The organism is Paracoccus onchidii (assembly GCF_028294535.1).
GTDB classification, from domain to species: domain Bacteria; phylum Pseudomonadota; class Alphaproteobacteria; order Rhodobacterales; family Rhodobacteraceae; genus Paracoccus; species Paracoccus onchidii.
The window spans coordinates 71,264-84,636 of sequence record NZ_JAQBIE010000013.1; the positions used below are offsets into that span (position 1 = coordinate 71,264).

At 58.7% G+C, this 13,373-nt stretch carries 14 protein-coding genes; 3 read left to right on the top strand and 11 right to left on the bottom strand.

Going from position 1 to position 13,373, the window contains the following annotated elements:
• Positions 1 to 115: 115 nt before the first annotated feature.
• Genes PAF17_RS11630 through PAF17_RS11660 form a run of 7 tightly spaced genes read right to left on the bottom strand, consistent with a single transcriptional unit; the run spans position 116 to position 7,063 of the window.
• Positions 116 to 754 (bottom strand): PqiC family protein, encoded by a 639-nt coding sequence (locus PAF17_RS11630; protein ID WP_271889267.1) that lies wholly within the window; start codon positions 752 to 754, stop codon positions 116 to 118.
• 2 nt (positions 755 to 756) lie between these two features.
• Positions 757 to 3,108, bottom strand: a complete 2,352-nt coding sequence (locus PAF17_RS11635) for an MlaD family protein (protein ID WP_271889268.1) — start codon at positions 3,106 to 3,108, stop codon at positions 757 to 759.
• A gap of 22 nt (positions 3,109 to 3,130) precedes the next feature.
• The gene (locus PAF17_RS11640; RefSeq protein WP_271889269.1) at positions 3,131 to 3,787 is read right to left on the bottom strand and encodes a paraquat-inducible protein A; all 657 of its coding nucleotides are present in this window, start codon (positions 3,785 to 3,787) and stop codon (positions 3,131 to 3,133) included.
• A complete protein-coding gene (locus tag PAF17_RS11645) occupies positions 3,784 to 4,482 on the bottom strand; it encodes a paraquat-inducible protein A (protein ID WP_271889270.1) in 699 nt (232 codons plus the stop codon). Before PAF17_RS11645 ends, PAF17_RS11640 begins: the two co-directional genes overlap by 4 nt.
• 24 nt (positions 4,483 to 4,506) lie before the next feature.
• On the bottom strand, positions 4,507 to 6,300 hold the full coding sequence (locus PAF17_RS11650) for a sensor histidine kinase (protein ID WP_271889271.1): 1,794 nt from the start codon (positions 6,298 to 6,300) through the stop codon (positions 4,507 to 4,509).
• A 12-nt stretch (positions 6,301 to 6,312) separates the two neighbouring features.
• Positions 6,313 to 6,879 carry an RNA polymerase sigma factor gene (locus tag PAF17_RS11655; protein WP_271889272.1) on the bottom strand — a complete coding sequence of 189 codons (567 nt, stop codon included), beginning with the start codon at positions 6,877 to 6,879 and terminating at the stop codon, positions 6,313 to 6,315.
• Positions 6,880 to 6,916: 37 nt separating this feature from the next.
• Complete coding sequence (locus tag PAF17_RS11660; protein WP_271889273.1) at positions 6,917 to 7,063, bottom strand: NepR family anti-sigma factor; 147 nt, start codon at positions 7,061 to 7,063, stop codon at positions 6,917 to 6,919.
• A gap of 96 nt (positions 7,064 to 7,159) precedes the next feature.
• On the opposite strand from PAF17_RS11660, the gene PAF17_RS11665 reads away from it, so the two are divergent.
• Positions 7,160 to 7,963, top strand: a complete 804-nt coding sequence (locus PAF17_RS11665; protein ID WP_271889274.1) for a response regulator — start codon at positions 7,160 to 7,162, stop codon at positions 7,961 to 7,963.
• Here the strand turns inward: PAF17_RS11665 and PAF17_RS11670 are convergent.
• From PAF17_RS11670 to PAF17_RS11685, 4 genes are all read right to left on the bottom strand, one after another.
• Entirely contained in the window at positions 7,960 to 8,832 is an 873-nt protein-coding gene (locus PAF17_RS11670) for a YihY/virulence factor BrkB family protein (protein WP_334223668.1), read from the bottom strand. The two genes, PAF17_RS11665 and PAF17_RS11670, sit on opposite strands and share 4 nt — an antisense overlap.
• A 65-nt stretch (positions 8,833 to 8,897) precedes the next feature.
• Positions 8,898 to 9,602, bottom strand: a complete 705-nt coding sequence (dnaQ, locus tag PAF17_RS11675; protein WP_271889275.1) for a DNA polymerase III subunit epsilon — start codon at positions 9,600 to 9,602, stop codon at positions 8,898 to 8,900.
• Entirely contained in the window at positions 9,590 to 10,183 is a 594-nt protein-coding gene (gene coaE, locus PAF17_RS11680; protein WP_271889276.1) for a dephospho-CoA kinase, read from the bottom strand. Before coaE ends, dnaQ begins: the two co-directional genes overlap by 13 nt.
• Positions 10,180 to 11,037, bottom strand: coding sequence for a shikimate dehydrogenase (locus PAF17_RS11685; protein WP_271889277.1), 858 nt, complete (start codon positions 11,035 to 11,037; stop codon positions 10,180 to 10,182). Before PAF17_RS11685 ends, coaE begins: the two co-directional genes overlap by 4 nt.
• Positions 11,038 to 11,535: 498 nt before the next feature.
• Here PAF17_RS11685 and PAF17_RS11690 point away from each other — a divergent pair, with 498 nt between their 5' ends.
• A complete protein-coding gene (locus PAF17_RS11690; protein ID WP_271889278.1) occupies positions 11,536 to 11,973 on the top strand; it encodes a CopD family protein in 438 nt (145 codons plus the stop codon).
• A 127-nt stretch (positions 11,974 to 12,100) separates the two neighbouring features.
• Positions 12,101 to 13,372 carry a transcription termination factor Rho gene (gene rho, locus PAF17_RS11695; protein ID WP_271889279.1) on the top strand — a complete coding sequence of 424 codons (1,272 nt, stop codon included), beginning with the start codon at positions 12,101 to 12,103 and terminating at the stop codon, positions 13,370 to 13,372.
• Position 13,373 lies beyond the last annotated feature (1 nt).

The window sequence follows — 13,373 nt, forward strand, 5'->3', positions numbered from 1 at the left end:
CGGGCAGGAACACTGCATGGACAGTTCGTTTAAAAAGTTCTCTTTCCCAGTTTGTCCATGGGTGGCTTGGCGGGTGGCGAAAAACGCCGCCCGCCAATCTTTTCAAGATGACGCGTCAGAAAATCGGGTCCAGCCCAAAGGGATCATTCGCCACCGAACGGCGCGTCACGACGGTGCGGCCCGGCCCCGAAAGCGTCGCGATCTGGCCGGCAAGCTGCCCGATTGCCTGCGACAGTGCTGCGGCAATTGACGCAGGCTGGTCGCTGGCCAAGGGCACCGAAATATCAAAGCTGCGCGCGTGATTGGTGCCGCCGCTGCCCTCATCGGACACGAAATACCGTCCGGTCAGGCGATAAACACCGTTTGACTGTGCCAGCGCACGCGTCACCCTGACCTCGATTTCCCGCTTGGGTGGCTCGGCCAGGGGCCAGGGTTCATTGACAACCGTTGCCCCCGACATGTCCGAAATGGCGCGCGCAAGCGCCAGGGAAAACGCACGCTGAGGATTGTCGGCCCAAAGACTGTCGGGGTTCGATCGAACCGCCCCGTCCGCCGTTTGCCACATCACCTCTTGATCCGACGCGTATTCAGGCAACGATACGTCTTTCAGTTCCGCAGTCCCCAGCCGGTCGGGCACACGCGTTTGTGCCGCAGGCGGGTCGATCAGAAACCGCCCCGTCTTTTCGGGGTTGGAACAGGCCGAAAGAACCGTCGCGCCCAGCAAGGTCACAGCAAGAATACGGGTCGTTTTCATCTTTATCGTCCCAGGATGAATGCACGCGGATTCCGTTCGATCATCCGGGCCAGCGATCCGAAGGATTCGGTTGCCCGGCGCAATTCGCGCAGCATGTTGATGGTTTCGGTATTGAAGGCCGAGCGATCGCCATAGGCGGCCATGACGGAATCCGCACGTGCCGCCGTCGCCTGCAAGCGCTGGATCAGCGCGGGCAGTTCCTCGACCGATTTGGCGACCTCATCCGCTGCGACACTTGCCGAACTGAGCGCGTTGTTCAGGCTGCCCGCGGCATTCCCATCGCGCAGATCGTTCAGCAGACCGGCAGCGGCCTCGAGTGTGTTGGACAGGTTGCGCGGCAGGCGTTCGGCATCCTCGCTGCCCAGCATGGCACGCAGATCGGCCAGAATTCCTTCGGCTTGCGCGCTTATGGCCGCAAAGTTCACCTCATCGACCTTGGCGGCGGCGGCATCGATCTGGTTGACCATATCGGGCACATCAACCGCCGCGGCCTGAACCGATTCAAAGGCGGCCGTGGCCTCTTGAATCATCCGTCCCATGCCGCTGCCCGCACCTGAATCGCGAATTTCCCCTGCAACGACGGAAATCTCGGATGCGGCGCCTTCCAGCGTTTTGATCAGCGACGAAAGCTGCGCAGGCAGGTTGGCCGCAGCCTGTGTGCCGACGACATCGCGCAATTCCTGCAGGGTGGCATCCAGTTCCGCGCCGATCGAGGTAAAGTCGATATTGCGCACCGATCCCGCAGTGGCATTCAGCGAATCCAGCAATTCCGGCAGGCGATCCGCCGCATCGTTCACCTTGGCGACCAGTTCGCTGGCCGCGGCCATCGCCTCACCGGCGTTGATTGCGGCATCGCTTTCGCGAAGCTCTTGCAGGACACCGCGCAAATCCGTGGCGGCAGCCTGTGCTTCTTCGATGGTTTGTCGCAAGCTGCCGGGGATTGCGCGGGTGTCCTCGGAGCGGACAAAGGCCGTCACGCTGTTCAGCATTTCGGTCGCCGAGTTCATGACCTCTTCGATGGGCAGATCGCCCACCTTGGTCAGAACGCCCTGTGCCGTCGAGGTGAAATCGGTCACATCAGCGGGCGCGGTCGGGATCAACGGGAAGGGTTCACCGGCCATGTCGATCTCGGCCGCCTGAGCATCGGGAATTTCAACCAGCTCGATCACCAATTGGGTGCCGAACAGGCCCGAGCTTGCCACCCGCGCACGCAAACCATCGGCGACGGCGCGTTGCAGGAAATCCAGCGCATCTTCGGGCGTGGCGTCTGGGTCGAGACCAAGGCGCGTGGGTGAAATCGCCAGGGTCACCTCTTCGCTGATACCGGCTCCGGTCGTTTCATCGCTGGTCGCGCGAACCGCCAGATCGGCGACCTGGCCGACATTCAGCCCCTGAAACTGGACATCTGCGCCCTTGTTCAGACCGGTCACGGCCTCGTCGATCAGCATCGTCAGCTGCAATTGCCCCGCTTCATCGGCCACGAACACATTGCTGCGTGCGGTGGCCTCATCCGGCTGAACGGGAAAGGCTTCGACGGTATCGACCGGCTTGCCGCCGCTGACCGGCGTATCAAACGACACCCCGCCCTGCAGCAGGCTGGTCAGGGAATTGACGTTCAGCGACACCCCCTGCGCGCCCAGGGACACCGAAAAACCCGAACTGTCCCAGAACACCGTGGCGCTGGTCAGGCGGCGATCATGTGGTGCCTGGATGAACCCGTCCACCACCACAGAATTGCCATCTTCGGCCAGACGCAGGTTTTCCATGCGGCCGACCTGGATGCCACGATAAAGGATCGGCGCGCCTTCGGTCAGGCCTTCGCCGCTTTCATAGGACAGCTTTACCCATGTGCCCTTTGCGTCTTCGCGCACAAGCGGTGGACGATCAACACCGACAAAGCGACGCTGCGGTTCGCTGACCTCGGCGTCCCAATAACCTTCGATAAACGAACCCGTCAGCACCGTATCAAGACGGCTGACCCCCTGCGCGGTCACCTGCGGTCGAACGATCCAGAAGGCCGCGTCGGCATCGATATAGGACGCGACATCCTTGTCGACCCGGATCTGCACCTCGACCCGCGACAGGTCTTCGGTAAACTGGACACCTTCGACCTGCCCGACAGTGATCTCGCGAAACCGCAATGCGGTCGAACCGGGCACGATACCGGTGGCATCCGCGAATTCGACCTCGATCAGGGCGCCGCGATCGGAATAGGCATTCCAGGCGATGGCCAGCGTGACGATCAAGGCGATGATCGGCACCAGCCAGATCACGTTCACACCTGCCTGTGCGGCGCGTACGGCCGTTTTTCTTACGGGGCTTGCCGGCTTCAACGGCGGTGGAGTGTTGGTCATTCCAGTATATGTTCCCTGCCCGTCAGTCCCTGGTGCGGCTGCGCAGCGGTAGGCCACGCCAGATCAGCCGCGGATCAAAGCTTTGCGCAGAAAGCATCGTGAAGGCAACTGACAGGGCGAAACAAACGGCAGCCGATCCCGGATGGATGGATGCAACAAAGCCAAGCTGCACAAGCGCGGACAGAATGGCGACAACAAAAACGTCGATCATGGACCAGCGGCCGACGAACTCGACCACCTCAAAGACCTTGAGGCGCGAATGCGCCTGATCCGTCGTCGCGGGCTTTCCGGCAACCATCGCAAGCCATGCGATGGACAGGAATTTCGCAATCGGCACCACGATCGACGCGATAAAGACGATGGCCGCGATATCATAGCTGCCATGGTGGATCAGCTCCAGCACACCTTCAGCTATGGTCGCCTCGGAATTGCCGGCCAGACCCGCGAAGGTCTGCGTGCTCATCATCGGAAAGATATTCGCCGGGATATACATGATCAGACCGGCAAACCACCACGCCCAGACCGCCTGCAACCCGCGGCGGTCCGGCTTGTGCAGCCGGGCGCCACATCGTTTGCAACGGCGCTGATCTTCGGGCCAGACGCGGCCACAGCTGTGGCAACCCACAAGCCCGGCACGATGGGCCGTCAGGATCGGATGACCCGTCGACTGCTCACTCATGAATTGCGCCCCTCGACCATTTCACGGCCATCGGTATGCAGGCCCGCATCCTCGATCGCATCCCATATCGTCGTATGGCACATGAAGCCCCGCGACGCCAAATTCACCAGGATCAGGCCGCAAAAGGCCCAGAATGCCGGGCCCAGATGAACCGTCGCAAGTCCCGCAACCTTCACCAGCGCAACCGCGGTGCCAATGATAAAGATCTCGGCCATGGACCAGGGGCGCATCGCTTCGGACCAGCGAAATGCCGTTGCCGCATGGCGGTTTGGCGGCTTGCCCTTGGCAAGGGGTGCCAGCGTATAGACCAGCAGAAAGGACCGCGCGACCGGCAGGCCGACAATCATGATCAGCAAGGCGGCAACCAGCGGCAAAAGAACGCCATCGGCAAAAGCCAGTGCAACCCCGAACAATGACGTCGCGTTGCCAAAGCCCATGCGGCTGATTTCCAGAAAAGGAAAGAATACCGCGCCGATCAGCAACACCATCGAGGTGAAAGCCAGAGCGATCAGCTGACTGAACGCCCCGCCGCGCGGTTTGGCAAGCACGGTTCCACAACGGATGCAACGCGCGGTCTCGCCGCTGTCCAGTTCCTCTTCGACATGCAGGGCGTCACAACGCGGACAGGCAAGAAGCCCCGCACCGGTTTTCAGATCAAAGGGGTTCTGCGACATCATGCCCCAAAGATAGAGCATGCGCGCGGCCAGACAAGACGCATATCAGTGAATTGCGCCGTCACGCGCGGCGGATGTCAGCACCACGTTTCGCGGATCGTCGCCAGAAATGAAGGCGGGTGCCTCGATCTTGAAATGCAGGCGCAGGGCGAAGCTGTTATCTTGTGCCAGGGTTTCAGCGGCCCCTTCAAGCTGGGTCGAAAACGCCTCGATCAACTGGCTGCCCAGACCCGTGCTTTCGTTTTCACCCTGACCTGCGCCGGTCGAGTTCTCGATCTCAAGCAATCCGTGCCCATCGCTGTCCGCCCGCAGCACCACCCGCACCCAAGGCCCGTCCGCGCCCGGCGGGGTGCCGGCATATTTCAGTGCGTTGGTGAATGCCTCGGTCGCCAGCAAAGACAGTGGCACGGCCTGATCCGGCAGCAAGGTCAAGGGTTCGATCGATGTGTCGACCCGAAGATTGCTGCCCGGACCAACCGAAGCATTGACCATCTGGTTGATGATATCGCCAATCAGGCGATCGGCCTCTACCGCGTCCAGATGTTCAGCCTGATAGAGATTGCGATAGATCGTAGCCAGGGCGGCGACACGATCCTGAACCGAACGCAAGACGCGCTTGGCATCATCATCGTCAATCATCCGGCTTTGCATATTGATGATCGAGGCAATCAGCTGAAGGTTGTTCTTTACCCGGTGGTGAACCTCTTTCAGCAATACGGTTTTTTCGGTGACCGCCTCTTCCATCGCCTCTTCATCCCGGATCAGGATTCGCGCCATGTTGTGAAAGGTCTGACTGACATCGCGAATCTCGGTCGGTGCATCGCGCAGCACCTCGGGCGGGGTGTCGCGATTACCGATGGCGAAACGGCGCATCTGCCCGCGCAGCACCGAAATATGACGCAGGACCAGCCGGAACACCGCGAAATAGGCAACGCCAAGCGATACCAGCCAAAGCACGATCGGAAACATCAGTGCCCCGAAACTGGACAGTTGCAAAAGCCCGATCCCGGCGATCTTCGGGCTCCAGCTGCCAAGCGCATAGACAAGACCGGGAACGACCGGAACCACGGTAAACACCCGCATCTCGCCGCCGTTCGATTGCGCACTGAACGTCGTCTGCTTGCGCGACAAAAGACTGAGCAGCGGGGTATCGGCAGGCAATATGTCCTCGGCAAGCCCCTGATCGGCGCTGTCCGAAGTCAGAATTTCACCCCGGTTGTTGAAGGTCACGATCCGCGCACCCTCGGTTCCGAAACTGATGGCATGGGTCGAGCGCAGCAATTCCTGTGTCAACGACAGGGCGATATAGCCCAGCAGTTGCTGATCACGATAGAGTGGGTGCAGCACCACCACCACCGATTGCCCGCTGAGCGCCCCGTGCCGCACGGATTTGATCATGGTTCCCGGCTCGGACAGGAATTGCTTGTAAACGCCATTGTCGCGCAGATCCACGCTGCCCCCCGCGCCGAGATTGGACGAGCATTTGCTGATCCCGTTCAGCGGCACGAAGACTGCATTCAGATAGGTTGCGCTGCGTTCGATGAAATTCTGCATCAGGTCCGAGCAATCGCCGGGCCGGTCCATGGTTTCCAATACCGCCGGCCCCAGCGCATCCGCCGACCCCAATGCGCTGATCAGCAAAGCCCGTTCGCCCGCCGCGGCCGAAGCCGTGCGCCCAAGCAACGCGATTTCCGCACTGTCCTGTGCATCGCGCGACAAATGCAGGTTCTGGACCAGGGACATCAGCCCGATCGGCAGGATCGCCATCGACAACAGCGCAGCCAGTCGAAAGCCAAGCCGTCGCGTGAAATCCAACCTGTCCCGAAACCGTCGCAGCACCGGACCGTCCGCCTACCGCGAACCGGTATAGTTGTTGGCGATCACCGCCCGCGTTGCCTGATCGGTCAAATCCAGTTCATCCGTGCCGCTCAAATCCAACAGCTCCGCCAGCTTCTTGCGTCCGCGATTGGCGCGCGATTTCACGGTTCCGACAGCAACGCCGGTCATCTCGGCGGCTTCTTCGTATGAAAACCCTGATGCGCCAACCAGGATCAGCGCCTCGCGCTGTTCATCCGGAAGCTGTTGGAACGCATGGCGAAAATCGCGCATCGCCAGCTTGCCGTCGTGGTCAGGCTTGGCCGCCTGGCGCGCGGCATGGATGCCATCAGTATCGCTGACCTCCCGCTTGGTCTTGCGGCGGGCGGAATAAAACGTGTTGCGCAGGATCGTGAACAACCAGGCGCGCAAATTCGTGCCGGCCTGAAACTTGTCCATGTTGGTCCATGCCTTGACGATCGTGTCCTGCACCAGATCATCCGCCGAGGCACCCTCTCGCGTCAGAGACAGCGCAAATGCCCGTAGCGCAGGGAGGTGATCGACCAATTGATCGCGCGGATCCGTCGTCACGGTATTTTTCATGCTGTCACCGTGGCACCTGCGTGCCTGATTGGTTGTTTCATTCCTGCTCTCGCAGTTTCTTTAGCAAATCAAGAAAGCGATCGGGCACCTGTTCGGTCACGTCCTGTTCATAGACGCGCCGCAGGTTCTCATCGATCTGCTTTTCGACCGCCGCGCGGCGACCGTCGTCCTGTTTCGAAGTCATGTTTTTGTTAATCCCGAAAATCTTGTGCGCACGCGATGCAACCATTAGGCCCTTATAAAAGTTCCGCTTGGATTAAGAAAAACCGAGGAAACAATCATGGCGTCTGCCGACCTGGCCCAATCCATCGCGCGCGAGCTTCCGTTTCTGCGTCGTTACGCACGTGCCCTGACCGGAAGTCAAAGCGCCGGAGACAACTATGCCGCCGCCACGCTGGAGGCGATTCTGACCGATCGTTCGGTAATGGCGGAAACCGATGACACCCGTGTCGGACTGTTCCGCGCCTTTCACGCGATCTGGCAAAGTTCGGGTCAGCCGGTTGCCGAAGCCGATCAGAGTGCGCGCGAAAAACGCGCCCAAAGCCATCTGCGCGACCTGACGCCGAATTCCCGCGAGGCGCTGTTGCTGCGCACCATCGAAGAACTGCGCTATGATCAGATCGCAACCGTCATGCAGATCGACCAGCCCGAAGCAGAAGAACTGGTGCAGATCGCGCTGACGGAAATGGGCCAATCCCTGCGCGGAAAGGTCATGGTGATCGAGGATGAGATGATCATCGCGATGGATCTGAAGGGCATCGTGCAGGCGATGGGCCACGATGTGACCGGCGTTGCACGAACCCACAGTCAGGCCATTGAGCTGGCCGGCCAGGCACGGCCCGACCTGATTCTTGCTGATATTCAGTTGGCCGACGGATCGTCTGGCATTGATGCGGTCAACGAATTGCTGGCCGATCTGGGCGACATACCGGTGATCTTCATCACCGCGTTCCCGGAACGCCTGTTGACGGGCGATCGCCCCGAACCGGCCTTCCTGATCTCGAAACCATATAGCGAGGAACAGGTCCGGTCGGCGGTCAGTCAGGCAATGTTCTTTGCCTCGACCGAAGGGCTTGCCGTTTAATCGGGCAGGCGGTCGGATCTGGCTGCACGCCTGACCGCGTGCAGCCGCCTTCTGCGGGCCAGTTCTACATTGATCAACGCCCCCAGCAGGACCGAAAATCCAGCCAGATAGAACCACATCAACAGTGCAATCACCGTGCCAATCGATCCGTAGATGCGGTTATAGCTGTTGAAGCTGCCCAGATAGGCTGAAAACGCCACCGAAGCGACGCCCCAAAGAATGGTGGCGAAAAATGCCCCCCAGGTAAACAACGGGGTACGTGGCGTTTTCACATTCGGTCCATAGCGATACAGGATTCCGATCCCCAGGATCACCAATGTGAACATCGCCGCCCATGGCAGGGCGGTAACCAGCCAGATTCGGACCTGCGCATCCACCACGAAATTCAGCATCACCGGCACGATCACGATGGTCGCAAGCCCGGCCAGCGAGATACCGACAATGGCCAGGGTCAAGGCATAGGCCAAGACAAAGCCAAAGATCGTCGAATGACCGCGGACGCCATAGGCGGCGTTCAACCCCCGCACCAGCCCATCGACACCGGCCCGTGCCGCAACAGTCGCAACCATGAACGACAGAAACGACGCCCAACCGATCGAGGTGCGCCCTGTCGACGTCATGGACTGGATCTGTGCGTCGATGATCTCCTGCGCACCATCGGGCAGAAATTCATGCGCCACATCGACATAGGCCATGATGACCGTCGGGTCGAACCACAGGCTCCAAAGCGCCAGAATGGCGGCCAGACCGGGAAAGACCGCGAACATCGCATAAAACGCCACTCCGGCGGCGATCAGGCCCATATGGATCTTGTGCATCCGCTCGAAGATGGCGGACCAGAAATCGCGAAATTCGTGAAACAGACCCAGAGCGGACCTCCTGCCAGATTCTCGCTCAGCATGGGCTGCATCAGGATATGGCGCAACCCCGCGCTCTATTCCCGGTATCGCGCCCAGACGGAATCTTCGCCCAGTTTTTCAACAAAGACGGCATGGGCCTGTTCCTCGGCGGCCGTCAATCGCGGCGGCAACGGGTTCGGGCGCTGTGCACGGCGCGTCATCGACCGATCTTGACCCGAAGACTGGTCGCCGTCGTCATCGGGTTGGTCCAGCACCAGATCCGGCTGCCGCCCGCCGATCAGCTGCAGATAAACCTCGGCTAGCAGTTCGGAATCCAGCAGCGCGCCATGCAGTTCGCGCCCCGAGTTGTCGACCCCAAAGCGCCGGCACAACGCGTCCAGAGAATTACCCGCACCGGGAAACTTGTCTCGCGCCATGGCCAGCGTGTCCAAGGCCCGGTTCCAGGCAAGCGGCGCATATCCGGCACGCTGCAATTCGGCATTCAGGAATTTCATGTCAAAGCTGGCATTGTGAATGACCAGCTTGGAATCCTCGGCCACGAAATCGACGAAATCCTGCGCAATCTCGGCGAATTTAGGTTGGTCGCGCAGGAATTCATCACCCAGCCCATGCACGTCGAACGCCTCTTGGGGCATCGAGCGTTCAGGATTGATATAGACATGAAAGGTGCGCCCAGTAGGCAAGTGCCCAACCAGTTCGATCGCGCCAATCTCGACGATCCGATCATCCTTGTCCGCATAGAAGCCGGTGGTTTCCGTATCGAGGACTATCTCACGCATTTTTCTTCGATCTCTTGGCAAATTGCGTCAACGGCGGCGTTGGCGGCATCCAACGTATCGGTGGGGATGACCCAATTTGCCCGCGCCCGCTTTTCAGCATCTGGAACCTGACGCGACAGGATCATCTCGAACGTGCTTTCCGTCATGCCCGGCCGGGCCAGAACCCGCGCCCTCTGGGTTTCGCGATTGGTCGAAACCACGGCAACGCCGTCCAGGTCCGGCTCCATGTTTCCTTCGAACAACAGCGGAATATCCAGCACCACAAGCAAGGCATCACGATTCGCGCCAAGAAAGCCCTGGCGATTTTCAGATACCATCGGATGAACGACCTGTTCCAGCCGCGTCAATGCCGTCGGATCCTTGGCGATACAGGATTTCAGCACATCCCGGTCAATGGCATTCTCGATCAGGGCCGCCGGGAACAATGCTGAAACTGCGTCCACCGCGGCACCGCCCGGCTCATACAGATCGTGTACGACACGATCCGCGTCCCATACGGGATACCCGCGATCGCGAAACATCTGTGCCGTGGTCGATTTCCCCATCCCGATGCTGCCGGTCAGGCCAAGAACAAAGCTCATTCCAGAAGGACCTGCCGTGTTTCTTCATCGACCTCCGGTCGTTGCCCGAACCAGCGTTCAAAACCCGGCGCCGCCTGATGCAACAACATCCCAAGCCCATCCACAACGCGGCAACCCCGCTGTCGGGCCTCGATGAGCAATGGGGTCATCAGCGGCGTATAAACCAGATCCGTGACCAACGCATCCGATGACAGTGCGTCCAGGGGCACACGCAAAGCCTGCTTTCCAGTCATGCCCAAAGAGGTGGCGTTCACGACGGTCGCCGCCCCTTCAAGCATATTGCCGGCTTGCGCCCAGTCATAGACGACAAGACGTGCGCCAAATTCTGCCTTGATCTGTTCTGACCTGATCCGCGTTCTGTTCGTGATCCTCAGCTCACGAACACCACTGTCAAGCAACGAGGCCACAACGGCGCGCGCCGCGCCGCCCGCCCCGATCACCGCGGCAGGACCCGCCTGAGGATCCCAGTCAGGCGCATTCTGGCGCAAATTTGCAATGAAGCCATATCCGTCGGTATTGTCCGCATGGATCTTGCCGTCCGGGCGAAAGATCAGCGTATTCGCGGCACCGATCAATGCCGCGCGATCAGTTACCACATCGGCCAGCGTCAAAACCGCTTCCTTGTGTGGAATGGTGACATTGAGGCCAACGAAACCCGCACGCGGCAAGACACGCAGAACATCTGCCAGATGTTCGGGCCGCACCGGCATCGCCAGATAGCTTCCTTCGATGCCATAACGCTTAAGCCAATGCCCATGCAGACGCGGCGATCGCGAATGGGCGATCGGCAACCCGATAACCCCGGCCAATGGCGCGTGCCTGATCTCGGTCGAAGAAGAAGGTTCGTCAGTCATGGCGATATGTCGTCACTTTCTATGGGTGGCCCAGACTATGCCGACAGGCATCCGGAAAAAAGGGGCAGGATCTTGTGTTTCGCACCACGACTTCACGTTGAGGCAGGAATGCTTGTGGATAACCCTATGGAGAAGAGTCCTTGTCGTATGTGTTTGAATTGTGGTCAGACAAAAACCACGCGGATTCCACTTTGGACGAAACAAGAACGAAGGCACTTGATCCACAAGTGGATAAGTTGAAAAGCTGCTTTCGGCTTCTTGTGGATAAACCGTGTCTCTGACATTTAGTCACAGAATTATCCACAAGTCATCGTTTTGTTAAAAAAGAATTTTTTCCTTTTTTTGCCCGAATTCAGAATCCTTGTCCACAAAGCTGAAATCAGGGGAAATCACGTCGGATAAGCCGCCGATCCCAATGTCCACAGGCCCTACAACAACAACATTTCTTTCTATACTTTTATATTTTAAGTGAGGGAGATCGGATTTCCTGGACCTGTCATGCTTGCAACGATCTATCCCTACGCGAAGGCGTTTCACGTCATGGCCGTCATTTCCTGGATGGCCGGACTGTTCTATCTGCCGCGATTGTTTGTCTATCATGCCGAACGAGGCGGCCCTGATGGCGAACCCACAGCAAGCTTCGAGATCATGGAACGCAAATTACTGGGCGTGATCATGCGTCCCGCAATGATTGCGACCTGGATCAGCGGTATTTGCCTTGTCCTGACACCCGGTATCGTTGACTGGACGATGATTTGGCCCTGGACCAAGGCCGCCAGCGTCATTGCCATGACCGGATTTCATCACTGGTGTGCAGGACAACATGTCAAATTGCTGCAAGGATCATCGCTGAGCGGGCGGCAATACCGGATGATGAATGAGGTTCCGACGCTGCTGATGTTGGTCATTGTTCTGTCGGTTATTGTGAAATTCTGAACGCAAAGATTGACTCGTGGCCTGATGGCGCTTATCTGCGCGGTCAAACCCGTCCATCCGGCACGGGATTCCCCGACGAACGAATTAGCTGCCAGCCGATGCAGGCGTGGCGATCTGGTGATTACCTATGACCGAAGAACGATTGAACCTGTCCGACCTCAAGGCCAAAAGCCCGGCGGATCTTCTGGCGATGGCCGAAGAATGGGAAATCGAGAACGCATCAACCATGCGCAAGGGCGAGATGATGTTCTCGATCCTCAAAGAGCATGCCGATGAAGGCTGGGACATCGGCGGGGAAGGTGTTCTCGAGGTGGTTCAGGACGGTTTCGGTTTTTTGCGGTCAACCGAGGCGAACTATCTTCCCGGTCCGGATGATATCTATGTCAGTCCCGACATGATCCGTCAGCACAGCCTGCGCACTGGTGACACGGTCGAAGGCGTTATTCGCGCACCTGGCGAGAATGAGCGCTATTTTGCGCTGACCAAGGTCGAGAGGATCAATTTTGAAAGCCCCGAAAAAGCCCGTCACAAGGTTGCCTTTGACAACCTGACGCCGCTTTATCCGAATGATCGCCTGAAAATGGAGATCGAGGATCCGACGATCAAGGATCGCAGTGCCCGGATCATCGATCTTGTCTCACCGATCGGCAAGGGCCAGCGGTCTTTGATCGTTGCGCCTCCTCGGACGGGTAAGACGGTTTTGCTGCAAAACATCGCGCATTCGATCGAACGCAATCATCCGGAATGCTACCTGATCGTTCTGTTGATCGATGAACGCCCCGAAGAGGTCACCGATATGCAGCGCAGCGTGCATGGTGAAGTGATCTCTTCGACCTTCGACGAACCGGCCAGCAGGCATGTTGCTGTGTCTGAAATGGTCATTGAAAAGGCAAAGCGCCTGGTCGAGCATAAGCGAGATGTTGTTATCTTGCTTGATTCGATCACAAGACTTGGTAGAGCCTTCAATACCGTGGTGCCTAGTTCGGGCAAGGTTTTAACTGGTGGCGTCGATGCCAACGCCTTGCAGCGTCCGAAACGGTTCTTTGGTGCGGCCCGGAATATCGAAGAAGGTGGCAGTCTGACAATCATTGCGACCGCGTTGATCGACACCGGTTCGCGTATGGATGAAGTCATCTTTGAAGAGTTCAAGGGTACCGGCAACAGCGAGATCGTGCTTGATCGCAAGGTTGCGGACAAGCGGGTGTTCCCGGCGATGGACATCCTGAAATCCGGAACCCGGAAGGAAGAACTTCTGGTCGATGCCAAGGATCTGCAAAAGACCTATTTGCTTCGTCGGATCCTGAACCCGATGGGAACGACGGATGCGGTCGAGTTCCTTATTTCCAAGCTGAAACAAACCAAGAGCAATTCCGAGTTCTTCGATTCGATGAACGCCTGAC